This is a genomic window from Methylophilus sp. 3sh_L (assembly GCF_046766015.1).
GTDB lineage: Bacteria > Pseudomonadota > Gammaproteobacteria > Burkholderiales > Methylophilaceae > Methylophilus.
Genome location: NZ_JBKOUF010000003.1, coordinates 311,531 through 335,575, shown reverse-complemented (window position 1 = coordinate 335,575; position 24,045 = coordinate 311,531). Strand labels below are relative to the sequence as shown.

Genomic DNA, 24,045 nt, shown 5'->3' with positions numbered 1-24,045 from the left:
GCCTTAATGCCCGGACATGCCCACCGGGCTGGCATAGCTGAAAAAGCGCAGGCTCAGCCGGTCAGACAAGGTCATCGTGACATCGTAAGTGTGATTTAACCAGGCTGACAGTGTCGCGTCGCCTGGCAGGAAGCATTGGTCAGGATCCAGTTGCAGCAAGGCTTGCCAGCAGTCCTTGAGTTCGCTGGCAATGCCGCCCGCATTGTCATGCGCGTCCATCTCTTCAAGATATTTGACCAGGCCCTTCATTTGAAACACGATGGCATTCGGATTGTTGCCATCCATGAGCAGTAAATCCAGCACCGGCAACCACTCGGGTTGCGAGGCGTAACGGGCACGGTAAGTAACCAGGTTATTGGTCACTTGTAACAACCATTCCAGGTTACTGTGCTGAGGCATTTGCAAGGCACGGCTCAATAGCACACACATGAATTGCAAGCGCTCAATCCGCCGCCCCAGCGACATAAAACGCCAGCCCAGGTCACGCGTCATCCAGTCCATGGCAAAGCCGGTCAAGGTGACAAAATGATTCACTGCCTGCTCGATATACGACATCGCATCCTGCAAGGTGGCATGCGCATCCCGGGTAATAAACTGCCGTGACAACACGTTCACGGTGCGCCAATGGTCATTGGAGATGCGTTCACGCAGGTTAAATGCCTGTTGATACAACTGCTGCACGCTGGTGGCAAGGCTACCGGACTGCTGCGAGAACACCGCCTGCACCAGCAAAGGCTCAATATCATCATCACTATACGGCTGCCATGTCGCCCACTCTTCTTCATCTTTGGGCGAGGGCAACAGGTCAAACCACTGGCAGAGCCCCTGCATGGTCGGCCACTCGCCTTCGCGCGACTCCGGCGTGTATTCGAGCAAGGCGCGCAAGGTCGCGCGCAGCATCATGGCTTTTTGCAGGTTGCGTACCGAATAACGGCCATACCAGAACATGTTTTCTGCCATGCGGCTGGAGAGCGAGCGATTTTCACGCACCAGGTCCTGGCTGGAGGTGGTTTTGCGCAACAGGCTAAAAGGCGACTGGGTAAACTCCGACAGTACCCAGGTATCTTTGCTGGTGCCGCCGCGCTGCATGGTCACCACACGGCTATCTTTACCACTGGCGACCCGTGAAAGTCCCCCTGGCATAATGGCATAGCCATTGGGTGTCGCAAAAGCATACACGCGCAAGCTCACAGCCAGCGAACCCATTTGCGTTTGATGGTGATGATGGCTGAGCACAGGGGCCTGCGAAATATCCACTTGCTCCTGGGCGATATAGTGCCCCGGCTGTGCGCGCAGTTTGGCAATCAAGGCTTCTTTTTGCGCCGCATTGAGATCCTCGCCAAAAATCGGCGAATATTGCACTTGCGGATAGGCAGGTTTAATCACCAGGTCATCCAGATGCCCAATCACATATTCCAGCGCCGCCGATTCGCCACACCACCAGGTCGCCACCGAAGGCATGCGCAACGATTCCCCCAGCAAGGACTGGCACAAGTTGGGCAAAAAGCCCAACAAAGCCCCCGACTGTAGCAGGTTCGCCCCCAGCGCATTGGCAATCAGCACATTGCCGAGGCGAGCAGCCTGGGTTAGTCCGGCGACACCTAAAAGTGACTCGGCATTCAATTCCAATGGATCGCAGTAATCATCGTCTATGCGGCGCAAAATGGCATGCACAGGCTTGAGCCCGGCGATGGTCTTGAGCCAGACCACCCCGTTACGCACGGTCAGGTCACTGCCTTGCACCAGCGGATAGCCAAGATACCCGGCTAAAAATGACTGCTCATGATAGGTTTCGTTATACGGCCCCGGGGTCAAGATCACCACCAGTGGCGGCTCCCCCTGGCTGAGCGGGGCAATGCCAGGGACCGTCTGTGCCTGATTTTGTGCCACACGATGCCCCCAATGGGCCAGGCTATCCCGCATGCTGGCAAAAAAGCCGCTCAAGCGCTCAATATTGAGGTCACGGAACATCTCTGGGAACACACTGGAAATAATCGTGCGATTTTCGAGCGCATAGCCAGCCCCGGTGGGCGACTGGGTACGGTCAGACACCACCCACCACTGCCCGTTGGGCGAACGCGCAATATCGACGGCATAGTTGTGCAAGGCAATATTGTCGTAATGCGGAATTCCAACACAAGACGGCAAAAAGCCATTATGGCCATAGATCAGTGCTGGCGGCAGTTGGCCGCTGGCAAACAGCTGCTGTTCGCCATAGATATCCAGCAACACCCGGTTGAGTAAGGTAGCCCGTTGTGCCACTGCGGCGGCGATCTCCTGCCACTCCTCCGACGGGATGATCAGTGGCAACACATCCAGATCCCATGGCCGCTGGACACCATGCGTGTCCGCATAGACGTTATAGGTCACGCCGTTATCGCGGATCTGCCGCTGCACGGCCTCTATGCGCTTACGCATAACGGCAGGCTCTTCACTTTCCAGCTGAGCCACCAGCGCCTGCCAATGCGGACGTGGCTGGCCTTGGCTATCCAACAATTCGTTGTAGCGGTCAGAGAAGTAAAGCTGGTTAAGCACCGGTTGCATGCGTAGTTAAGTGATCGTTGAGGGAGTATTTAACAAGACACTGAGTGTAACAGGATGTTCACACATTCGGCTGCCAACGCAGGTCGAGCGTAAACGGGAAACGCGGATTTGGTGGCTCTTTTACCACAGTCACTTTGCCCGGCGTATGGCCATGCGCCCAGAAACGGGCAAAGCGCCGCGCCTCGGCCTCGTTGGCATTGACCGGGAAAGTGTTGTAATTACGCCCCCCCGGATGCGAGACATGGTAAGTACATCCGCCCAGGGACTTGCCACTCCAAGTATCCACCAGGTCAAATACCAGCGGCGCCTGCACCGGGATCGTCGGGTGCAACGCCGACCAGGGGCTCCAGGCACGGAAGCGCACCCCGGCCACATACTCGCCGGCATGGCCAGTGGCTTGCAGTGGCAAAGGCCGTCCGTTACAGGTTACAACATGTCGTCCATCGGTGAGGCCGCGCACACGCAACTGCATACGCTCCACCGAAGAATCCACATAGCGTGCCGTGCCGCCGCCCGCCATCTCTTCGCCCAGCACATTCCAAGGCTCAATGGCCTGACGCAACTCCAGCTCGATGCCGTGATAGGCAACGGTGCCATAGCGCGGAAAACGGAACTCGACAAACGGCTCAAACCAGCGCTGTTCAAAGGCATAGCCAGCCTCCCGCAAGTCGGCCACCACATCGGCAATATCCTGTGCCACAAAGTGCGGCAGCATCCAGCGGTCATGCAGCTCGGTCCCCCAATGCACCAGTTTGCCGGTATAAGGCGTTTTCCAGAAGCGGGCCACTAGCGCACGTAATAACAGGCTTTGCAGCAAGCTCATGCGTGCGTGCGGCGGCATTTCAAAAGCGCGGAATTCCACCAGGCCCAAGCGGCCGGTCGGGCCATCAGGCGAATACAGTTTGTCGATGGAAAACTCGGAGCGGTGCGTGTTGCCGGTTAAATCCACCAGCAAATTGCGCAATAAGCGGTCAACCAGCCAAGGCTGCTGGCTCTCCTCGCCAGCCGGCAAGGCTTGCGCCATTTGCTGGAAGGCAATCGCCAACTCATACAAATTGTCATCGCGCGCTTCATCCACACGCGGTGCCTGGCTGGTTGGGCCAATAAAGGTGCCCGAGAACAAATAAGACAGTGCCGGATGGTTCTGCCAGTAAGTAATCAGGCTACGCAACACATCGGGGCGCCGCAACATCGGGCTATCGGCGGCAGTCTCACCCCCCAGCGTCACATGGTTGCCGCCACCGGTGCCGGTATGGCGGCCATCCAGCATGAATTTTTCTGTCCCCAGCCGGCACAACCTGGCTTCTTCATACAGCACATTAATATTGGTGACTAGCTCCTTCCAGGTCTTGGCTGGATGAATGTTGACTTCGATCACGCCGGGGTCCGGCGTCACACTGAGTAACTTGAGGCGGCTGTCACGCGGCGGCGTATAGCCCTCCAGCCACAATTTGAGTTTTAAGTCACTGGCGGTTTGCTCAATGGCACTCAACAAATCCAGATAGTCTTCAAGACGGTTTACCGGCGGCATAAACACATGCAAGCGGCCATTGCGCACTTGCACACAGAGCGCCGTGTGTACCACCTCTCGCGCCAGCGGCTGGGTGGTTTTGTGTTTGAGCCTGACTTTGGGTGTTTTCGATGTCCCCAAAGCTTCTTGGTCAGCAAACGGATCCAGCGGAAACTCTGGCTCTATGTCCGCAGGCAGTTGCCAGGGCAATGAAGACAACGGCAAGCGCAATCCCATGGGTGAATCCCCACCCAACAGATACAAATGCTCACGCCTTAACGGCCATTTGCTGGTCAACCATTCGCCAGCACTGCGGCTTTCGTCCGGCTTGATCGGCATGACATACCCCACGACCTGCCCCAAGCCTTGGTTAAGCAAGCTGGCCAACCGCTTACGTTCAGCCGCATCTTTGAGGTCAGCCTTGAGCGGGTCGACGTTGGCAGGCAATTGTTGTTCCTGTTGCGCCAAGCTCATCACATCTTCATAGGCCGGAATGACACACGCCGTAGGGAAGCCCAGCATGTCCGCCAGATGCGTTGCAAACAGTTGCGCCTGCTTTACAGCATACCCATCACCGACGCCCTCGGCAGAGAATAGGCTGGCATCACGCCAGACCGGTTTGCCATCGGGTCGCCAGTACATATTAATGGCCCAGCGAGGCAACGGTTCGCCGGGATACCATTTGCCCTGGCCATAATGCAAAAAGCCGTTGGGAGCAAAATGTGCTTTCAGGCGCAAGGCCAGGTCACCGGCCAATTGCCGTTTATGATCGCCCAGTGCCTGGGTATTCCATTGGGCGCCATCCATATCATCAATCGAGACAAAGGTCGGCTCCCCGCCTTGCGTCAGCCGCACATCTTGCTTTTTGAGCTGCGCATCTACCTTGTCTCCCAGCTTGAGAATGGCTTGCCAATCTTCCTCACTGTACGGCTTGGTCACCCGCGGATCTTCATGGATACGTGTCACGCTCATCTCATGGCTAAACGTCACCTCCGCCACATCGGTATACCCCGTCACCGGAGCGGCAGAAGAAGGCAGCGCCGTGCAAGCCAGCGGGATATGCCCCTCGCCTGCCATCAAGCCGGACGTGGGATCCAGCCCGACCCAGCCGGCGCCAGGGATAAACACCTCAGTCCAGGCATGCAGGTCGGTAAAATCCTTATCCGTCCCACTGGGGCCATCCAGCGCGGCGACATCCGCCTTAAGCTGGATCAGGTAGCCGGAGACAAAGCGGGCAGCCAGCCCCAGATTGCGCATGATTTGCACCAGCAACCAGGCGGAATCCCGGCAAGAACCGGTCAACTTAGTGAGGGTTTCTTCTGGCGTCTGTATACCCGGCTCCATGCGCACGGTATAGCCAATCGCCGCCTGTACATGCTGGTTGACCGCCACCAGAAAATCGACGATGCCCATTTCCGGTTGAATCACCTTGTTCTGCAATTCGGCCATGAGTCGCTTGAGCAGGGGCTCGACCGGATCAGGCTGCAAATAGGCAGTCAGCTCAAATGACTGCTGCGCGGTATACTGAAAAGGATAGTGCTCAGCATATTTCTCGACAAAGAAATCAAACGGATTAATCACCGTCATGTCTGCCACTAAATCGACCGTAAAATCGAGCTCGCGCACCATTTCGGGGAACACGTAGCGGGCGATATAGTTGCCGTAAGGGTCTTGCTGCCAGTTAATAAAATGCTTTTCCGGGTTCACGGTCAGCGAATACGACAAAATCGGCGTACGCGCATGGGCAGCGGGTTTGAGGCGGACTTCGTGCGGAGAAAGGTTAACCAGGCGGTCGAATTGATAGCGGGTGCGGTGATGTAAAGCGACGCGTATAGCCACTGCTGATCCTCAAGAATATTATGATTTTAAGCAGTGTGATGCAGGAAATATGCCAGCCACGCAAAATAGCCCCGCGTGGCAGCAATCTAAACAGTAAAAACGGTGACTGGATTACTTGCCGCCACCGACCAGGTTTTTCACCGCACTCACCACATCGCCTGGCATCACGACAATTTTACTATTGCTTGAGTCTGCCATTTTTTGCAGTGACTGAATGTAACGGTCACCCAGCAAAAACGTCGCTGAAGTATTATTTTCCTTGACCGCCTCCGCAATCATCTTGATCGCCTCGGCGGAGGCCTTAGCCCCCACCATTTGCGCTTCGGCATCTTTACGGGCGGCTTCCAGCCTGGCTTCTGCATTCAGGATCAAAGACTGCTTGGCGCCTTCAGCCTCTGTGACCACGGCCACGCGTTCCCGCTCGGCCGCCGCCTGGCGCTCCATGGCATCCTGCATATTGGCTGAGGGTTTGATGTCCTGAATCTCCACACTCTTTACAGTCAGACCCCAGTCCAGCGCCTCATCGGCAATCGCTTCTTTCAGCTCGGCTTTGATGCGGTCACGCGAAGTCAGCGCATGGTTTAAATCCATGCCGCCGATAATCGAGCGTAAACTGGTTTGCACCATATTGCGCATAGCCTCACGGAAGTTTTCAATGCCGTAGACCGCGCGCTCTATGTTGGTCACCTTGATAAACGCCACTGCGTTGGCCAGGATCACCGCGTTATCCCGCGTGATCACCTCTTGCTCTGGCACATCAAGAATAATATCTTTGGTCGTCACCTTGTAACTGACGGTACTAAATACCGGATTGATCACATTGAGACCAGGCTTGAGAATGCCGGCGAATTTACCAAGCCGTTCAACCACCCACTCCTCACCTTGCGGCACAATACGCACCCCTTTTACGATGGCGATCACTACCAGTACGATAACAATCAGACTGACTTCGGTCATGACGACTCCTTAATAACTAAAATGATGACGCTGGGTGGGCAGGTGCCACACGCAAGCTATTGCCTTCCACCGCAACGATGATTGCGGTTTGCTGCGCCGCAATCGCCGAGTCGGCATAAGCCACCCATTCGCGGCTACCTAACACGCCTTGGGCAAAACGGATTTTGCCTGGTTGCATGGGTGAAATGGCCTCTGTCACCACGCCTTCCCGGCCAATTTCATCGCCCTGCGCCTGGCCGATCCGCAAGTCTGGTTTACGTTTCTCCAACTTGCGCATGATGGCTAACGCCAATGCCGACAGCACGGCATAATTGACGGCTTGCAACGCCAAAGGCATCTCTAGCCAAACCAGGGTGAGTGCTGCCATCACCAATGCAGCAATGCCCAGCCATAGCAAATACAAGGTGCCTAGCAACATTTCTGAGCATAACAGCACCAGGCCCAATCCGCACCACCACCAACCTGCCTGCATAAACCGCCCCTTACCCACAATGAATGAACGACGATGAGTCTTTGAGCGCATGGTATCACTAGTTGTGTCAAAATGGGCGGATGTCTCAACTGCCCGTCCGCCTTACGCTTGCCACTGACCGCCAAGAACGGCTGGCACAAATCCGCACCTGCTTTCCGCACGCTAGCGGACCAGATCTGGATGAACGCTGGCAAGGTGGCCGTACCGCGGCATTGCAGCGGTTGGCGGCCATTGATGCCGATGCGTATCGTCAGACCCGGAATCATCTGGATGGCGCAGCCACCCGGCTTTCGCCTTACTTGCGCCACGGCTGCCTGTCCTTGCACGAGGCGGTGAACAGCATCCGCCAAAGCGCTGGTCAGCGCGGTGTCAAACTGATTGCCGAGCTTAGCTACCGCGACTACTTCAGGCAAGTCTGGTACCGTTTTGGTGAGACAATCAAACAACCCATGGAGTCACCTAAAGTGGCTCTGGGCACACAGCCCTTGCCTGACTTTATTGCGCAGGGATTCACGGGGCTGGTGTGCATGGATGAAATTGTGCGTCAGCTGCGGCAAGAGGGTTACGTACACAACCATGCCCGCATGTGGTTTGCCGCCTATGTGTTGCATTGGTTAAAAGTAGACTGGCGCCAAGCGGCAGACTGGTTTGAACAAAACCTGCTGGATGGTGACTTGGCCTCCAATCACCTTTCATGGCAATGGATAGGGGCCAGTTTTAGCCATAAACCTTATTTCTTCAACAAGGAGAATATCGTTAAATTCGGCGGTGGACACTGGTGCCAGCAATGTCCTGTGCGTTGCCCGTTTGATGCCAGCTACGAAACATTGCATCAACAATTGTTTAGCGCCCCTCCTCCACAAACAGGTGATGAGGTTGCTGCCAGCCACAGCGCACATTTGCCTGTGGAAATAACAGCGCAGCATTTGCCCCCTCATGACGACAGCGCAGTGGTCTGGCTCCATGACGAAATGTTATCGCCTGAGCATGCTCTACTAAAAAGCAATGCCCCGCGCGTCTTTGTATTTGACCCTGCGCTTTACGGAAAATGGCCCGTGAAACGCCTGCAATTCATGGCCGATTGCCTGAGCGAAATTCCAGAGACAGAAATATGGACCGGCAGCACAGCGCAAGTACTGGCAAGCTATTCGCAGAGACAGCTCATTAGCCAGAACACCCCAAACACCACCCTAAAAGCAGCGGCAGGCGATGTACGACTCACTTGGCTAACAAATCCCAGCCTCTATGATATCGGCTTCAGTGATCATGAGCTCATGCGGTTTAGCCGCTATTGGAAAAAAGTCGAGCCGCTTGTCTTTGCCAACGACCATTAACAAACCCATTAACAAATCATGGTGCCAATAAAAAAGCCGCCTTTCATTGGCGGCTTTTTACAAACAACGCTGGATTAGCGCTGACGACGGCGTTGCAACCAACCCATCAGGAACAGGCCGGAAATCAACATCGAAACATTGGCTGGCTCTGGTACAGCACTGACTGATAACGCCTGGTTCACAAATTGACTGCCGTTCAAGTCTGCATCGGTAAACTTGAAGACAAAGAATTTATTGTCCCCTGCAATGCCTGGTACAAAGTCGTTGTCGTTAGCCACATAAAGCGTGTGATACAACACGCCACCTTCCATGATGTCCTCGCCAAAAGTCATGCCTTCGAGCTTGGCAGGAATATTAGTATTGCTAATACCAGCATTCACCAGTGCAGCTTTCAGGTCAAGGAATAAGCTTTTTTGCACGGCATAGCTCTGCAGGTTAGTTTGGCCACTGATGCCTGCGCCACTATTCAATGAGCCAATATCTACAGCCTGATCACCCACAACGCCATCGCCATTCACATCATTGAGGTCGATTTTGTAGATGCGTTTCACATCCGCCTTGGAGCCATCGCCTAGGCCCTTGCCATCGCGTTCAAGCACCAGCAGAGTATGGTCGTTGACAGCCAGAATTTCGCTGCTGTTATAGGTTTTGCTTTTATCAGCAAGATAGTTGTCGTACACGTATTGCTTGGTGGCCCCTGTTTTCGTATCAATGGTCACAATACGGTTGGTACGGCTACCATCGCCACCATCCTGAATCAACGGGCTTTGCTCAAAGCCAACCAATGTTTTGCCATCCGGGGTAATCGCCAGGCCTTCCATGCCTTTGTTGGCCACACGGCCGCTGGCATTACCACTGATTTCATTCGCCCCCTGGCTGCTCAAGTTTTGGGCAGTAAACGCAGCCGGCAAATTGTAAACATTCGTTCTGGCGCCTGTTGCGCGGTCAAACTGGTAGACATACGGGCCGTATTCATCACTGACGTAAACACTTTTACCATCATTTGAAACACGGATCGCCTCGGGGTCGAAACGGCCATTATTCGGGTTGCTGGAGTTAGTGCCCGCCAAAAAGTTATCCGAACGGCCATTAAAATAATATTTACCTGCATTTACAGTCGCGCCACTGCCCAATGTGTAGCTTTGGCCGCCTACGCTACCCGTGCCAGCAGCCCCGGTGCCGTAGTTCAGCGGCGTATTGCTGTATAAAAGCGTGGTGCCAGTCAATGTCGGGGTCAGGTTATAGCTGTAGCTGCTCCCATTGAAGCTTTGTTGCAAATCAAGCTTGAGTGTTTGGAAACGCGAAATGTACGAAGTGGTATTGTCTACCAGCGGGTTGTATTCGGTGGCATTCGGGCCACGGTCTGGCAAGGCCAGGAAGGTATTGCCGCCCGCCCAGGCCAAGCCAGAGCCAATGCCCCCTAATACATTCTGATGATCGACCCCATTTTCGAGCATGCCAGTAAAGCTCGACAAATCAGTCGTGCTGGACAAACTGCCAATGGCAATCAGGGAAGGCGTTGCATTAGCCAATGCAGGCAACGCCAGTGAAATCGCCACGGTCATGGCGGCTAATTTAAAAGTCATGTCAAAACTCCAGAATAAAAAATTTTGACTAAATTAATCGCTCACGGTGAATTTAATATGACAGGACTAGTGCCAAGCTGGCGCAGGCACCAGAACAGAGGGTCGGCTGTGGTAAAATCCCGCGCATGACTACACACACCAACACTGCTGCGCCTACGCGCGAACTCGCCAAATCCTTTGACCCGAAAACCATCGAAAGCCAGTGGTATGCTTTTTGGGAGGGCAAGGGCTACTACGCCGCCGGCATGAATCCGGAGGTCAAAGACAACTTCTGCATTTTGCTGCCGCCACCCAACGTGACCGGCACGCTGCACATGGGCCATGGCTTTAACCAGACCATCATGGATGCGCTGACGCGCTATCACCGTATGCGTGGCGACAACACCTTGTGGCAACCGGGCACTGACCATGCGGGCATCGCCACGCAGATTGTGGTAGAGCGCCAGCTGGACGCGCAAGGTGTGAGCCGCCACGATTTGGGCCGCGAGAAGTTCCTCGAAAAAGTCTGGGAATGGAAAGAATACTCCGGCGGCACCATCACCAAGCAGATGCGCCGCCTGGGCACCTCACCTGATTGGAGCCGTGAGCGCTTCACCATGGATGCGGGCCTCAACAAGGTAGTCACCGAGAGTTTTGTCCGTTTGTTTAACGAAGGCCTGATTTACCGCGGCAAACGCCTGGTGAACTGGGATGTGAAACTGGGCACTGCCGTGTCTGACCTCGAAGTAGTGCAGGAAGAAGAAGACGGCTCGATGTGGCATATCAACTATCCGCTAGCGGATGGTTCCGGCCATTTAACCGTAGCGACCACCCGCCCGGAAACCATGCTGGGTGACGTGGCCGTGATGGTGCATCCTGAAGATGAGCGCTACAAACAGTTGATAGGTAAAAACGTTATTCTTCCGCTGTGTGACCGTGAAATTCCGATTATTGCCGATGATTATGTAGATAAAGAGTTTGGCACCGGCGTGGTGAAGGTGACGCCTGCGCATGACTTCAATGACAATATGGTCGGCCAGCGCCAAGGCTTGGATAAGATCGTGATTCTCAACCTGCAGGGGTTTGTTCCAGAGGTTGCAGAGGTATATGCCGCGGATGGTAGCGCCAAACCCTCGATTGCCTTACCTGGCAACTTGGTTGGATTGGAGCGTTTCGCTGCCCGTAAACAGATCGTGTCCGATCTTGAAGCTGGCGGCTTCCTGGTCAAGGTCGAGAAACACAAACTCAAAGTGCCGCGCGGTGACCGCACCAATGTGGTCATTGAGCCCATGCTGACTGACCAGTGGTTTGTCGCCATGAGCAAGCCGGGGACAGATGGTAAATCCATTACTGAAAAAGCCCTGGAAGTGGTCGCCGATGGCCAGATCAAGTTCTACCCGGAAAACTGGGTGAACACTTACAACCAGTGGCTGAATAATATTCAGGATTGGTGTATCTCACGTCAGCTGTGGTGGGGGCATCAGATTCCGGCCTGGTATGGCGAAAATGGCGAAGTATTTGTCGCGCATGATGAAGCTGAAGCCAAACAAATGGCAGCACAAGCGGGCTATACCGGCCACCTGAAACGTGATGAGGATGTATTAGATACTTGGTACTCCTCCGCCCTGTGGCCGTTTTCGACCCTGGACTGGACCGGCGACGAGGCACTGGATGCGCAAAATCAGGCCTTGCAGCAATACCTGCCTTCCAGCGTGCTGGTCACCGGTTTTGACATTATCTTTTTCTGGGTCGCACGCATGGTGATGATGACCAAGCACCTGACCGGCAAGATCCCGTTCAAGCATGTGTATGTGCACGGCCTCATCCGCGACGCCGAAGGCCAGAAAATGTCCAAATCCAAAGGCAATGTGCTGGACCCGATTGATTTGATCGACGGCATAGACCTGGAATCGCTGCTGAAAAAACGCACCACCGGCCTGATGAACCCGAAAGATGCGGAAAAAATCGAGAAACGTACCCGCAAGGAATTCCCGGAAGGCATTGCAGCGTATGGCACCGATGCCCTCCGCTTCACGTTTGCCAGCCTGGCTTCACCTGGCCGTGACATCAAGTTTGACCTGCAACGTTGTGAAGGTTACCGTAACTTCTGCAACAAGCTGTGGAACGCCACCCGCTTTGTGCTGATGAATACGGAAGGCAAGGACAATGGCTTTGGCGCCGAGAGTTGTGACGCCGGTGGCCGCAAATTTAGCCAGGCAGACCGCTGGATTGTCAGTTTGCTGCAACGCACTGAAGCCGAAGTCGAGCGTGCGTTTAACGACTACCGCTTTGACCTTGCCGCCAAGGCGATCTACGAATTTGTATGGGACCAGTATTGCGACTGGTACCTGGAAATTGCCAAGGTACAACTGCAAGGCGGCGATGAAGCCGAACAGCGCGCAACTAGACGTACCTTGTTAAGAGTGTTGGAAACCATTTTGCGTCTGGCGCACCCGATTATTCCGTTTATTACCGAAGAAATCTGGCAGACCGTGGCACCCATGACCGAACTGAAAGACAAATCGCGCAGCACCGAAAGCATCATGTTGCAGGTGTATCCTAAAGCCGATCTGGAGAAAATCGACGAGCAGGCCGAGGCCTGGGTAGCCACCCTTAAAACGGCCGTCGAAGCCTGCCGCAGCCTGCGGGGGGAAATGAGTATTTCACCTGCCGCCAAAGTGCCATTGATTGCCGCTGGCGATGCCGAGCAACTGGCAGCTTATGCGCCCTATCTCAAATCACTGGCCAAGCTGGAAAACGTCGAGATTGTCGCCGAGTTACCGGAAGCCGATGCGCCAGTGATGCTGGCCGCTGACTTTAAACTGATGCTCAAGGTGGAAATTGATGTCGCCGCCGAAAAAGAGCGTTTAGGAAAAGAAATTGCGCGCTTGCAAGGCGAAATTACTAAGGCCAATGGCAAGCTGGGCAATGAAAGCTTTGTCGCCCGCGCGCCGGCTGCCGTGGTTGAGCAGGAAAAAGCCCGCCTGGCAGAATTTAGCGCCAACCTGGAAAAACTGCAGGCGCAACTAGCCAAACTCAAGTAATGGTCTAGCGTATGTATCGCATGTATACGCACGCATCACCCGCTTGTATTAAAGCGGTTGGTCATTTGGTATTCATTGACGCCCTGCAGTCAGAGGGCGGCCGATGCGCTTTTAAAAGCCTATGAAATAAACCAATGGCTTTATTGTTGGTCTAGCTTGCAATACAAAGGTGGATTGAGGGTGGCTGCCGAATAGGGCGGCGCTGAGGAACAAAAGGAAGAATGGCTGACTTGCTTGAAAACGATCCCAGAGAAGTGCTGTGCAGTTGCAGCGGCACCACGCGCGGTCTGATTATCGAGCTGGTCAGGCAAGGTAAAGATCTGGACGGGATCTCGCGTTATTCTGGCGCGCTGTCAGGCTGCGCTGGCTGCGAATGGGAGATCACGGAATTGGTGAACTCGTTACAGTCTCAGGCCACCGATTCAGACTGACCACAAATCTGGCAATGCGGGTCTTTTTTGAGACGGATGGTGCGCCATTCTGCACTGAGCGCATCCAGCAACAGCAACCGGCCCTCCATCGTCTGGCCTATATTGAGCAACACCTTAATCGCTTCAGCGGCTTGCGCTGTGCCTATCATACCGACCAGCGGGGCAAATACGCCGTTATCTGCACAACGTAATGCCTGGTCATCCCCAACGTCTGGATACAGGCAGTGATAGCAAGGGCTTTCGGCATGGCGGAAATCAAACACGCTTAACTGCCCCTCAAAGCGGATCGCGGCGCCCGAGACTAAAGGGGTTTTATGCTCAAAGCAAAGCTGGTTGAGCAAATAGCGCGTGGCAAAGTTATCAGAGCAATCAATCACTACATCTGCGGCAGCAACCCGTCCGGCAAGCGCTTGGGCATTGAGCCGCGTGGTTTCGACATGAACCTTTACTTCAGAATTCAGCTGTGCAATCGTCGCCTGGGCAGACAGGGCTTTGTTTTGCCCAACGGCAGCCGTCGTATGAATGATTTGACGTTGCAAGTTGGTCAGATCCACCTGGTCAAAATCGCAAATAGTCAGCGTACCCACCCCGGCCGCGGCCAGATACATCGCCACCGGCGCACCCAAACCACCCGCGCCAATCACCAGAGCATGACTTTGCGTCAGCGTTTCTTGCCCCGCATATTCAATTTGCGGCAGCATAATGTGCCGACTGTACCGTAACAACAAATCGTCTTGCATCTATCTTCCAATATTCATGGCAGGCGTTGCGCTTGCACCATTTGCTGAATCAACACCTTGGGCGACAACATGATCAGCCGGTCATCAAATACTGCCGTACCGGCTTGTTGTTGTGCTTGATCGACAAACGCCAGGTCGCCATCTGCATTTTCGCGCTCATCCGCATGCGCGGGCGCGGCCATGACATAGGCGCCGCCGCCAGAAACGGATTGTATGCCACCCAGCCCGTTTTCGCCATGCGAAAGGATGATTGCTGCAGGCCGACTCGGCACACTGGTGGCTGCACCAGTATCACTGCTGACCTGAATATTACTGGCGCTCTCGGCAGCATTGACTGAAAACCACTGGCTATGATGGGTAAATGTGCTGTCCGCACGGTACCGAAAAAAGCGGCCCCAAGCATCGGTGGCCGCGATGCCGAGTTGTTGCCAGGGCATTGTCCCCTCATCACTGGCACAGCTTTGGTTAGATAATACGTTCTCCCAGCCATCTGGCGGCTGATCCGTATCAGGGCACGGTAGATAATGATAAATCAAAGCATGCCCTAGCAAGGCCTGCTGCGCGGTATATAGCCGCTGTTCGGTTTGCTGATATTTTTGCAAGCCATATTGCACCTTTAGCGGCGTCATTAACCAGCCCATCATCAAGCTTAAAATCACCAAGGCGATTGCCATTTCAAGCAAGCTGAAGCCATTTTGGGAACAGGGCGATCGAAGCAAATGCACTCTAATGCCCTTCATCTTGGGATTTGCTCCAGCTGGTCATTACTTGCTGCATCCCATGCGCTGATGCCAACCAGACTTAAGGTAGTCACTGTCGACATCTCGATAAAATTCGCATACTCAGTTTTTTGCGCAACCGTCTGCCGTAATTGCCCAGGCAAAATCTCCCCAGACACCACCAGGACCGCTTGCGCAGACCGTGGTACATAAAACACTTGCTCGCGCCAGCCATTTTGCTGAAACCAGTGATGCATGGCCTGACCATCCAGCATGGCTTGATTTGCCAGCGGGCCGCGCAAGTCCTGATCGACCGGCAAACGGCCTAGGGTGGATTGAGCAGACACACACTGCCCGGCTTGCAATGATTGCGCTCCCAAACAAGTCGCATCGGTAATCGCGGCTGGCGCAGGTAAAACCGCACAGGGCTTGACTGTGCAAGTAAATGCGCGCTTGAGCTCAGATAACACCTGCTTTTGCATGGCCTGATGCATACGGTTTGAAGAGATCGGCCAGACCACGTCATTAAATTGTGCAGAAGCAGGCGCCATGACGAACCCATGATCGCTGTACTCTGTGGGGTTGGCATTATCCAAAGCCCCCTCAACATCAAGATATTCTTGGGCAACGTCGCTTGGCTGCAGCCGGCGTTGCTGCCAGCCATCCTGCCGTAACAAGGGTTGCATAGGTGCGATCACCACCGCCACCACGCCGCTCCCCAAACTTGCGCTCCAAGTCGGCCCATTCTTAGCCTCCACGCTCCAACTGCCTTGCGTATCCAAATTCAAGGGGCGCAACCGGGGATTGTTTTTATAGCGCTCTGAGACCGCATACCATAAGCGTTCACCGCTGCCATCCCGCAAGTCACCCAGGCCCAGCGTTTTCCAGGGCAACCGGCCCAAGCGGGCGGAATTACTGCATGAGGTTTCGGCAATGCCATCATTGTTGCGGTCCGGGCATGGTAAATCGCCAGGGCGTGGGCAATTCAACTCACAAGCGGTGGTGCCCAAGGGTTGCTGCGCATAGGCAAGCAAGGCCTGCTCAGCCCTGGCCAAAACGGCCATGGTTTGATGCAATGACGCCTGACTGAAAACTTCTCGTCCCAACCAGGGATACACCAACATGCCCGCCATGCCGGACAACAACAGTAACAGCGCCCAGATCGCGACCCCTCGTTGCAGGTTTGCATATACGGTCATGGCTGCAGAGCTGACGCGTTGGACAGTACATCGGGGAAATTAAACAAGTGAAGTTCGCATTGCGCATCAATCTCCACGAATGGCGGCGTCACTGCCCAAACACAATGATGAACTTTGATTGCGCCTGTATATCGATGCGCCAAGGCGTTCAACCATGCCAATATGTCTGTCTCATGCTTGACCGACCATGAGAGCTGCAGACGGCTAAGCATCACTTTTATGTTGGCTTGCTGACCCATGGGCGCATTTGCCAAACATTGGGCAGGGTCACAAGGGGTGACCGGCAAAAACTCGTAGTGGAGATGACTCAAGTCCAACCCTTGTTGCATTTCAGCAAGCGACTGCTCCCACGCAGCGACATTCAAGGGAGACATCAATCCTAGCTTGTCCCATTGCTTGTGCTGGGACAAATAGGCCTCAATCTCTGAAGAAAACGACTGCTGATAGGCGATTTGTTTCTGTCTTTGCTGCCACTGGGCGTTCACCTGCGTTAAATTCAGTGCGGCTTCTTCATATTGTTGATATTGCACCAAGCTACACAGCCCGATCACACTCATCACGCCCAACCAAAAAAATATGGTTTTTTTTAACGCCGTCCATCCCTGTCTGTGCATCACAAATGCTCCTGCTTGCTGTCAGCCCAGGTCAGCGAAAGTACAGGTTGCAACGCTAGCATTGCAAGCGGATCGGTACTGCCTTGGCGTCTATTGGACTCATGTTGCGGGGTAGGCGCCGCTGTTTGTAGCTGCTTTACCGACGGCAACTGCGTGAGATGCTGTATCAGCGCCTGCCACTCCCGCAATGCAACCGCAGCGCGTCCTGTTTCCTTTCTTTGAAAAGTCATGTTCAAGGCTTGATACGCATGCGTCTCTGTAGACGTGGCTGCAGGCAGTTCAGCCTGCCATTCGAGCCGGATCAACTGCCATGCATGCAACTCACTGAGAATGGGTTGTAGATCATGCAAAGCCTGATCGGGCAGCCTGGCGGATGCGCCGATGGCTTGCACAGCACTCGTCAATGCCCGAATCGCAGGCAATTGTTCTGGACGCAGCCCTGCAGCCAATGGCAGAGGTGAGGTATTTTTGAGCTTTGCCTGTACAGCCTGAGCTTGTGCATGCAGCTGCTGGGTGGCCAGCACATGAATGACAGATAACAACACTAATAACAACGCCAGACCGGCCCCTACCCAGTGAATCGTGCGCTGCAGTTGCTTGAGTTTGTCGGGCAACAGGCTAGCTTCCGTCGCAAGGTTGGGTAGCGGCTGGTCTGCCAATATTGCATGCAGGGCAACCCACTCGACAGCACTAATATCAGTAGGGAGTGGGCCTTGGCCTACAGATTGAATGAGTGCATCCTCAGTGATTGATTGCCACTGAAAAGGGAGGGGAAGCACGGGCACCTCGGGAATGTGTTTTTCTGGGGTGATGCAAAATACAGGTAGACTTGCAGCCTCGGATAAGCTGAATTGACTGACCAACACCTGATGCAATTGAATGAGTGCCGGGATCACCGCCTGCACATCGTGGACTTCTTGCGTGGGGATGGAAAGACGACGCCTGAAACACAGCCGTTGATGTTTGAAATAACTCAAGCATACCGTCATCTGCTCAAAGTGCACACAAATACAATCGCTCAGTCGCTGCCCGCTTGCTGGCAAGCAATACGGCATCAATACTGCTTGCGTATAAACACCCTGCAGTCTCAATGCCGCGGCTTCCAGCTTGGCTAACCAGTCTGTCAGCGGCGGGAAAAACAACCCGGCAAACAAAAACCGGTTTTCTAATCGACTTGTCTGAAGTGTATCTAACTGAAAGGCCGTATAGAAACCTTGTGCATAAGGCCACGCGGCAAGTTTGCGTTTGAGCAGCAAGCGTCCAGCTGCGCCACGTGCCATAGGCATCACTTCCACCTGATAATGCTCGTCGGGCAGATTGGTTAACACTGCCAATCTTGCCCCGGAATAAGCATTCATCCATTCGGACAGCGCCGCTTGACCCACCTCATCAATGCCGAATTTACGTAGCTCACAGAACTGATTGCCTTTGAATCGCGCGAGCCGCCACCCTTGCGTATCGATCAGGAGAATAAAGCGCTGGCTTGGCATGCTTAGTACCTGATCGTTGAAAAGCTGTCATAAACCGGCAACATGACGGCGGCCATCAAAAACAGCAACATCAAGCCCAATGAAATCGTCAGTACGGGCTCCAACATCCGCAGTAGTGACTGAATGCGTGCTTGCACCTCGCGGTCATAGTATTCAGCCAATTGAAACAACATACGGTCCAAGCCGCCGGTGGTTTCCCCCACCTTGAGCAGGTGCAACATCAAGGGTGGAAACTGTCCGCTCGCCGCAAAGCTGGCGGTGAGGCTGTCACCGGATTCCACACGCGCATATGCGTCTGCAAGTGCACGTGCCATCACGCGCTGCGTCAACAAAGGCTGGCACCATTGCAATGCCTGCAACAATGGAATCCCAGCCTGGTACATCAGTCCTAGAAACCTACATAGCCTCGTGATCACCAATGCCTGAATCAAGCGACCAAAGACCGGTAGTCGTAAGATCAGGCTATCCAATCTATACGCCCATTTCACCGAGCGCGTGATGGTCAGACGAACGATGAGGATTGACAAGAGCAGCGCAATCAGCAGATAGCCACCGTAATGCATCACCCCCTCGGACAGTGCCAATAAACAGCGGGTACTCCAAGGTAACGCCTGTCCCAGGCTTTGCAGGAAACCCGCCATTTGAGGCACCAGAAAAGTCAGCATCACGTATGCCGCGATGAGCACCATCACACATAACACGGCGGGATAGCTCAGACCGCGCTTGATTTGTGAGTTCAGCTCAAATTGCCACGTTAAGGTGGCCTTCAACTGCCCAAACGTTTCCGGAAGCTGACCCGTCCGCTCTCCTGCATTGACCAGCTGATAAAACAACGCTGGAAAGACCTTTGGCTGCGCCTGCAAGGCTTGTGAGAGTAACTTGCCAGACTCCAGATCGCGCAACAAACCGCGTAAGGCCTCTGCCATCACTGCCTGTTCAGCCTGCTCTGCCAAGACCGCAATGGCCTGGCAGAGCGGTAAGCCAGCCTGCAATAATTGCTCCAGCTGCACACAAAACACAATCAACATTTTTGGATGCACGCGTGGCTGCTGCCAGCGTAATGGCTCGGCCAGTTTAAAAGTGATCAACTCCCAGCCTTGCTGCTGCAAGTATTCAGCCAGCGCCTGTTCCGAGTCGAATACCAGATAGCCGCGCCTTAACTGTCCTAGCCTATCAATCGCGGTGTATCGGTAACTGGTCATCGCTATTCATCACCACGATTTACATCAAGCACACTTAAATCGACCACTCTTTTTAGTTCTTGCAAGCTGGTCTCTCCTGCCATGACTAAACGCAAGCCCTCCTCGGCCAAAGTGGTGTAGCCATGTCTCCTTGCTTGCTGTTGTAAGCGAGGCAGTGAGAGTGGCGTGAAGGCTTCTTCCAGGTCTGGATGCATAGATAGGATTTCCATAATGACGCTGCGCCCTTGATAACCACTTTGCCGACACTCAGGGCAACCCACCGCCTCAAAACAAGTGTCCCCTTCAGACGCACGCTCAGCGTCCATTTTTTGGAACATGGCTAACAATTGCGGGCTGGGTGATGTTTGCCGCTTGCAGTGCAGACATAAGCGCCGCAACAAACGCTGAGCGATCACCCCCACCAGGCAGCCCGGCATGGCTTGCGGCTGAATACCCAAATCCTGCAAGCGTAAAAAGGCAGCCGCGGCGTGATTGGTATGCAAGGTGGTCAACACAAGATGCCCGGTCATGGCGGCACGCACCGCCATGGCAGCCGTGGCCTCATCCCTGACTTCGCCTATCAGGATAATGTCCGGGTCTTGCCGTAAAATGGCGCGGACACCCGTCACAAAATCCACTTTACTGGCTTCGTTAACAGAGGTTTGCCGCATTAAATGGTGTGGATACTCGACCGGATCTTCCAGAGTCATGATATTCACCCCGGTCTGGTTGAGATGGCCCAGCATGGAGTAGAGCGTGGTAGTCTTCCCGCTACCGGTCGGCCCCGTCACGATTAACAGGCCTTCCGGTTTTGCCAGCATGGCTTTCAAACGCGCTAACTGGGCGCTACGGATCCCCATCTGCGCTAAGGGAATAATGGATTTATGCCTGTCCAGCACCCGCAGCACCAGGTTTTCGCCATGTAAGGTAGGATGGCTGGAGACCCTGAAATCCACCTCGCGCCCGCACCAGAACAAATTGACACGACCGTCTTGTGGCAAACGCTGCTCGGCAATATCCATCCCAGCTAACACTTTGAGGCGCACACACATGGCTGGCCAGTAGCGGTCATGTAAACACCTTATCTGCCAAAGCACCCCATCGATACGATACCGTATCCTGACGAAAGCCTGTTCTGGCTCGAAGTGGATATCTGAGGCGCCTTGCTTCACCGCATCTAACAATATGGCGTCCACCAGCCGGACCACAGGATGCGAGGCTGATGGCAGGGAGGAAACGCTGGTAGCAGCCTCCTGCTGCTCGATCTCCTGCAACAAGCGCTCGAGTGCAAGACTATGTCCATAAAACCGATCCAGTGCTTGCTCTATCTGCACTTCTGTTGCCAGTACAGGAATCAGCGTCATCCGTCCGCCCAATAAATGTTTGAGAGCCTCAATCGCGCGTGTATTCTGGTGATCCTGCACCGCAATCCGCAACGACTGTTGGTCTGGCGTGATATCTAGCGGCAACAACCGATGTTGCCTGGCAAAGGATTCTGGCACTTTTGCGATCAGTTTCGGGTCGGGAATCGCATGCTGCAAATCCATACTTTCCTGCACATGAAACTGCGCCAAGACATCCCTCACCATGGCATCCGTGATAAAGTGCAATCTGACCAATTGCTGCCCAAGTAATAGGTGCTGCTTGCGTTGCTCGATCAGTGCAATATCGAGCTGATCATGGGTAATCATGCCTTTCGCCAGCATCCACTCCCCGATTCGCATTACTCATCCTCCAGAACTTGTGCAAATAAAGCGTTGTTAGCTTCACTGCCGGGGATCAGTTGCTGAACGCGCTGCAAATAGTGCGCATATTGCTCGTTATCAGCGCGCATTTGACTGATATAAAGCATGCCAACTAAGGCCTGTAGTTGATGCGGGTCTTGTTGTAACGCTTGCGTGTAAATAAATTGAGCCTGTTCCAATTGCCCCTGCCGTAAACACCGTCGAGCTTCCTCAAACAATGTGGAGGTCGATGGGGACAGGAGGGGCGCTCGTTGTATCTGCATCACCCAGCGCGCTGGTGGAGTAGTTTGACTGTTTACGGATGGTAGACTTTTGGCCGGGTTGCTTGTATTGACGTGGCTGGCAGAGTGCTCGGCTTCAGGAGTCAAATGAAAGAGACTGGGCAGCGTGTATGCTGATGTTTCCTCCGCGCCTGAGGACGGTTGAGCACCCAGCAATCGCATCTGCTTGGAGAATGGCTGCTGAATGATGGCGTTATCATTAAGCGCACTAACGACTGTGGGAGCTGAGAAAACCATCCAGCCTTGCTGAAACACATAGCCAGCGGTGATCATGAGAATGAGCCACACTAAGCAAAGCATCCGATGCTCAACCTGCTGCCACTCCGAGAGCATCAGTGATTTGGCATATACATTTTTACAACAGTGTCGCTTTGAATAAAGCCGCCCTGTAGGCAAAAGTATCATGACGGCTCCTCGACATTGATTTCAAATGCATCCGCTGGCAATGCTTCGGGCAGCAAGGGTTGAAACGATTGCAAATCACCAGATTTGACATCTGCCCGACCAATCACGGTGGGGCGCAAAAAAACAATCAGTTCCGTCTTTTTTGCCGCCTGATTTTTGCCAATAAAAGCCTGCCCGATTACAGGCAGTCGCGAGAGGCCAGGCACACGGTCGCTAAATTCACGTTGATCATCCTGCATGAGGCCAGCCAATACGGCGATATGGCCGCTGGCGACATTCAGCACAGACTCCATCTCCCGCACCTGTATCTCGGGCACGCTGCTGACAATGCGGCTGCCGCCACTCCCCAATTGCGGATTGGGATCTTCTACATAACGCAGGACCTTGGACACGGTCGGTCTGACATTTAAATTGACGCGCTGGTGACTATTGATTTGTGCCGTCACCGCCATCACCAAGCCAACTGGTACGGTATTGGCAGTCGTCGTCACGGCTTGCAAATTGGCGCCATTGTTACTGTTGCTTTGCGAGATTTGTGACTGGATGGTGAAGTAAACCAGGTTATCGACCACTTTTAGAATCGCGGTCTGGTTATTGAGCACCATCAGCTTGGGGCTGGAAAGGACGCGCGTTTTGCCGAACTGCTCCAGCAAGGTGACGCTAGCACTTAGATTACCTAAGCGGCTCATTGGATTTAAGTAACTCAACATAAAAGCGACATTGCCATTATTTTGGCCCAAGGCGTTTTTACTGTTGTTGCTTTCCCACTGCCCAGTCGCACGGTTAAACTGGGCTGCATCGCTCCCTAATGACTGGGAAAGTGCCCAGCCACGTTGCTGTGCAGAGGCAGACAAGCGGCTCCAGTCTATGCCCATCTGAAAGCTTTTATTGAGCTCTACCTCGACAATCGTGGCTTCAATCAAGACTTGCCTGGCGGCCACTTGCATGACGGACTCCAGATAGGCTTTGACTTGCGCCTGCTGACTTTGTGAGGCGCGTATGGTCAAAATTCCGGTTTCGGCATTTGCAATCAGTTTGGAAGCCCGCCAACGGCGCTGCGCTTGCTGTGTCTTTTCTTGCAATGGTGGCGAGGATTCCCCAACCATTTTTTCATTATTCGCCGTTGAGTTTTGCGTGTTGTCAGCAAGATTCATCGGCATGGCCACATGACCCGGCAGCTGCGCCATCAGTTCTGCGCGCGCACTTGTCGCCTGATCCGTCTCATCCAGCAACAGCTGCACATTCTCTACCACACTCTCCCATAAGTGATAGCGTGACTGTGAGGTCACCGCCGTTCTGGAGCTGTTACTACTGCCACCTGCGGCGGGCAATGCTTGTATCTGTGCACCACCATTATTAGCCGCAGCGGTACCTCCTCGCCCAGTGCCATTAATTTCACTGGCAACACCGATATAGCCATAGGTGTCGCGGCTCATATTCACATAATTGAGTTTATAACTACGGATCACGGGCGTATCCGGGGTCACCAGCCAAACACCCTCTGACCACTCGTAATACATATCGATTTGCCTGGCCATGCGTGCAAGGATCGCAGGCACCGATTGCTGCTGGGCATTTAGAGTGACTTTACCGCTCAACGCCGGATGCACGTCAAAATTCAGTCCGCTTTCTTGAGCCAATGCAAACAAGACCTCTTGCACAGGGGCCTCACGAACGACCAGATTAATCAATAATGTAGGGATAGCGGCTTTAATCGCTGGCGGCTTGATCGCGGAAGAAGAGACAATTTCTGCTGTATCGATTTCAGGATAACTTGCTGAGTTATTCTCAGCCTGAGAGGCTGCGGGGATGGAAGGTAAATGTAACGAGGTATGGCCAGCACCGCCTGGAGGCAAGCTTTGACATGCCACCAGTCCAATGACCAACCACAGGATGACTGCGATACGCATTACCCCCCTCCGCATGATTATTGACATTTTTTAACATATATTAAATACAAGCTATGTTAACTGTC

17 protein-coding genes are annotated in these 24,045 nt (G+C 53.9%); 3 read left to right on the top strand and 14 right to left on the bottom strand.

Features of this window, described 5'->3' with window-relative positions:
- Nucleotides 1-3: 3 nt before the first annotated feature.
- The 4 genes from ACIDF8_RS09325 to ACIDF8_RS09310 all read right to left on the bottom strand — a co-directional run bounded on the left by ACIDF8_RS09325 (nt 4) and on the right by ACIDF8_RS09310 (nt 7,322).
- Nucleotides 4-2,544, bottom strand: coding sequence for a circularly permuted type 2 ATP-grasp protein (locus tag ACIDF8_RS09325; protein WP_412010335.1), 2,541 nt, complete (start codon nt 2,542-2,544; stop codon nt 4-6).
- Between the two features lie 58 nt (nt 2,545-2,602).
- Nucleotides 2,603-5,893 (bottom strand): DUF2126 domain-containing protein, encoded by a 3,291-nt coding sequence (locus ACIDF8_RS09320; protein ID WP_412010334.1) that lies wholly within the window; start codon nt 5,891-5,893, stop codon nt 2,603-2,605.
- 111 nt (nt 5,894-6,004) lie between these two features.
- Nucleotides 6,005-6,850, bottom strand: coding sequence for an SPFH domain-containing protein (locus ACIDF8_RS09315; protein ID WP_412010333.1), 846 nt, complete (start codon nt 6,848-6,850; stop codon nt 6,005-6,007).
- Between the two features lie 16 nt (nt 6,851-6,866).
- Complete coding sequence (locus ACIDF8_RS09310) at nt 6,867-7,322, bottom strand: NfeD family protein (protein WP_412010332.1); 456 nt, start codon at nt 7,320-7,322, stop codon at nt 6,867-6,869.
- A gap of 80 nt (nt 7,323-7,402) precedes the next feature.
- On the opposite strand from ACIDF8_RS09310, the gene ACIDF8_RS09305 reads away from it, so the two are divergent.
- Nucleotides 7,403-8,656, top strand: coding sequence for an FAD-binding domain-containing protein (locus ACIDF8_RS09305; protein ID WP_412010331.1), 1,254 nt, complete (start codon nt 7,403-7,405; stop codon nt 8,654-8,656).
- Between the two features lie 74 nt (nt 8,657-8,730).
- Here the strand turns inward: ACIDF8_RS09305 and ACIDF8_RS09300 are convergent, their stop codons facing one another.
- On the bottom strand, nt 8,731-10,242 hold the full coding sequence (locus ACIDF8_RS09300) for an esterase-like activity of phytase family protein (protein ID WP_412010330.1): 1,512 nt from the start codon (nt 10,240-10,242) through the stop codon (nt 8,731-8,733).
- Nucleotides 10,243-10,367: 125 nt separating this feature from the next.
- Here ACIDF8_RS09300 and ACIDF8_RS09295 point away from each other — a divergent pair, with 125 nt between their 5' ends.
- Both ACIDF8_RS09295 and ACIDF8_RS09290 read left to right on the top strand, forming a co-directional pair.
- Nucleotides 10,368-13,265, top strand: coding sequence for a valine--tRNA ligase (locus ACIDF8_RS09295; RefSeq protein ID WP_412010329.1), 2,898 nt, complete (start codon nt 10,368-10,370; stop codon nt 13,263-13,265).
- 221 nt (nt 13,266-13,486) lie between these two features.
- On the top strand, nt 13,487-13,696 hold the full coding sequence (locus ACIDF8_RS09290; RefSeq protein WP_412010328.1) for a (2Fe-2S)-binding protein: 210 nt from the start codon (nt 13,487-13,489) through the stop codon (nt 13,694-13,696).
- On the opposite strand, the gene ACIDF8_RS09285 is transcribed toward ACIDF8_RS09290, so the two are convergent.
- The 9 genes from ACIDF8_RS09285 to ACIDF8_RS09245 are packed head-to-tail and all read right to left on the bottom strand — an operon-like array spanning nt 13,675 to nt 23,980.
- The gene (locus ACIDF8_RS09285) at nt 13,675-14,436 is read right to left on the bottom strand and encodes a HesA/MoeB/ThiF family protein (RefSeq protein ID WP_412010327.1); all 762 of its coding nucleotides are present in this window, start codon (nt 14,434-14,436) and stop codon (nt 13,675-13,677) included. The two genes, ACIDF8_RS09290 and ACIDF8_RS09285, sit on opposite strands and share 22 nt — an antisense overlap.
- 14 nt (nt 14,437-14,450) lie before the next feature.
- Nucleotides 14,451-15,176: a type II secretion system protein gene (locus tag ACIDF8_RS09280; protein WP_412010326.1), complete on the bottom strand. Its 726-nt coding sequence runs from the start codon at nt 15,174-15,176 to the stop codon at nt 14,451-14,453.
- Nucleotides 15,173-16,354: a hypothetical protein gene (locus ACIDF8_RS09275; RefSeq protein WP_412010325.1), complete on the bottom strand. Its 1,182-nt coding sequence runs from the start codon at nt 16,352-16,354 to the stop codon at nt 15,173-15,175. The genes ACIDF8_RS09280 and ACIDF8_RS09275 overlap by 4 nt, the downstream gene beginning before the upstream one ends.
- On the bottom strand, nt 16,351-16,968 hold the full coding sequence (locus ACIDF8_RS09270; RefSeq protein WP_412010324.1) for a hypothetical protein: 618 nt from the start codon (nt 16,966-16,968) through the stop codon (nt 16,351-16,353). Before ACIDF8_RS09270 ends, ACIDF8_RS09275 begins: the two co-directional genes overlap by 4 nt.
- Nucleotides 16,968-18,458 (bottom strand): hypothetical protein, encoded by a 1,491-nt coding sequence (locus ACIDF8_RS09265; RefSeq protein WP_412010323.1) that lies wholly within the window; start codon nt 18,456-18,458, stop codon nt 16,968-16,970. The genes ACIDF8_RS09270 and ACIDF8_RS09265 overlap by 1 nt, the downstream gene beginning before the upstream one ends.
- A 2-nt stretch (nt 18,459-18,460) precedes the next feature.
- On the bottom strand, nt 18,461-19,660 hold the full coding sequence (locus tag ACIDF8_RS09260; protein ID WP_412010322.1) for a type II secretion system F family protein: 1,200 nt from the start codon (nt 19,658-19,660) through the stop codon (nt 18,461-18,463).
- A gap of 2 nt (nt 19,661-19,662) precedes the next feature.
- Nucleotides 19,663-21,363, bottom strand: a complete 1,701-nt coding sequence (locus tag ACIDF8_RS09255) for a GspE/PulE family protein (RefSeq protein WP_412010321.1) — start codon at nt 21,361-21,363, stop codon at nt 19,663-19,665.
- Nucleotides 21,363-22,070, bottom strand: a complete 708-nt coding sequence (locus ACIDF8_RS09250; RefSeq protein ID WP_412010320.1) for a tetratricopeptide repeat protein — start codon at nt 22,068-22,070, stop codon at nt 21,363-21,365. Before ACIDF8_RS09250 ends, ACIDF8_RS09255 begins: the two co-directional genes overlap by 1 nt.
- Nucleotides 22,067-23,980 (bottom strand): type II secretion system protein GspD, encoded by a 1,914-nt coding sequence (locus tag ACIDF8_RS09245; RefSeq protein ID WP_412010319.1) that lies wholly within the window; start codon nt 23,978-23,980, stop codon nt 22,067-22,069. Before ACIDF8_RS09245 ends, ACIDF8_RS09250 begins: the two co-directional genes overlap by 4 nt.
- Nucleotides 23,981-24,045: the final 65 nt, after the last annotated feature.

What these genes read in the sequence shown, in the direction of transcription:
- ACIDF8_RS09325 (WP_412010335.1), bottom strand. Translation starts at nt 2,544, where the DNA reads ATGCAACCGGTGCTTAACCAGCTTTACTTCTCTGACCGCTACAACGAA.
- ACIDF8_RS09315 (WP_412010333.1), bottom strand. Translation starts at nt 6,850, where the DNA reads ATGACCGAAGTCAGTCTGATTGTTATCGTACTGGTAGTGATCGCCATC.
- ACIDF8_RS09310 (WP_412010332.1), bottom strand. Translation starts at nt 7,322, where the DNA reads ATGCAGGCAGGTTGGTGGTGGTGCGGATTGGGCCTGGTGCTGTTATGC.
- ACIDF8_RS09305 (WP_412010331.1), top strand. Translation starts at nt 7,403, where the DNA reads ATGTCTCAACTGCCCGTCCGCCTTACGCTTGCCACTGACCGCCAAGAA.
- ACIDF8_RS09300 (WP_412010330.1), bottom strand. Translation starts at nt 10,242, where the DNA reads ATGACTTTTAAATTAGCCGCCATGACCGTGGCGATTTCACTGGCGTTG.
- ACIDF8_RS09295 (WP_412010329.1), top strand. Translation starts at nt 10,368, where the DNA reads ATGACTACACACACCAACACTGCTGCGCCTACGCGCGAACTCGCCAAA.
- ACIDF8_RS09290 (WP_412010328.1), top strand. Translation starts at nt 13,487, where the DNA reads ATGGCTGACTTGCTTGAAAACGATCCCAGAGAAGTGCTGTGCAGTTGC.
- ACIDF8_RS09285 (WP_412010327.1), bottom strand. Translation starts at nt 14,436, where the DNA reads ATGCAAGACGATTTGTTGTTACGGTACAGTCGGCACATTATGCTGCCG.
- ACIDF8_RS09280 (WP_412010326.1), bottom strand. Translation starts at nt 15,176, where the DNA reads ATGAAGGGCATTAGAGTGCATTTGCTTCGATCGCCCTGTTCCCAAAAT.
- ACIDF8_RS09275 (WP_412010325.1), bottom strand. Translation starts at nt 16,354, where the DNA reads ATGACCGTATATGCAAACCTGCAACGAGGGGTCGCGATCTGGGCGCTG.
- ACIDF8_RS09270 (WP_412010324.1), bottom strand. Translation starts at nt 16,968, where the DNA reads ATGCACAGACAGGGATGGACGGCGTTAAAAAAAACCATATTTTTTTGG.
- ACIDF8_RS09265 (WP_412010323.1), bottom strand. Translation starts at nt 18,458, where the DNA reads ATGCCAAGCCAGCGCTTTATTCTCCTGATCGATACGCAAGGGTGGCGG.
- ACIDF8_RS09260 (WP_412010322.1), bottom strand. Translation starts at nt 19,660, where the DNA reads ATGACCAGTTACCGATACACCGCGATTGATAGGCTAGGACAGTTAAGG.
- ACIDF8_RS09255 (WP_412010321.1), bottom strand. Translation starts at nt 21,363, where the DNA reads ATGCGAATCGGGGAGTGGATGCTGGCGAAAGGCATGATTACCCATGAT.
- ACIDF8_RS09250 (WP_412010320.1), bottom strand. Translation starts at nt 22,070, where the DNA reads ATGATACTTTTGCCTACAGGGCGGCTTTATTCAAAGCGACACTGTTGT.
- ACIDF8_RS09245 (WP_412010319.1), bottom strand. Translation starts at nt 23,980, where the DNA reads ATGCGTATCGCAGTCATCCTGTGGTTGGTCATTGGACTGGTGGCATGT.